This is a genomic window from Klebsiella sp. K47, from assembly GCF_051858335.1.
Lineage (GTDB): Bacteria > Pseudomonadota > Gammaproteobacteria > Enterobacterales > Enterobacteriaceae > Klebsiella > Klebsiella pneumoniae.
The window spans coordinates 1-233 of record NZ_JBPYUI010000295.1; the positions used below are offsets into that span (position 1 = coordinate 1).

The 233-nt window shown below is 68.2% G+C and carries 1 protein-coding gene; it reads left to right on the forward strand.

What is annotated here, in order from left to right; translation table 11 throughout:
* Positions 1–197: cytochrome c biogenesis protein CcsA (gene ccsA / locus RRF55_RS28095; protein WP_439419313.1), on the forward strand; the 197-nt coding region annotated here is incomplete at its 5' end.
* Between the last annotated feature and the right edge of the window lie 36 nt (positions 198–233).

Below are 233 nucleotides of genomic sequence, written 5' to 3' on the forward strand. Positions count from 1 at the left end.
AGTCGGTGTTCTCGCTGCTGTCGTGGCTGACCTTTGCCGTGCTGCTGATCGGCCGTGCGCGCTTTGGCTGGCGTGGCCGCAGCGCCGTGCGCGTGCTCTACGCGGGCGCCGCGCTGCTGCTGCTGGCCGATGCGGGATCACGCTTCGTAATGGAAGTGCGGCTGGAGCGCGCCGCAGGAAGTACCTGCTGGTCCTGATCGTCATCGTCATTGCCGTCGGCGTCTGGCGCAGCC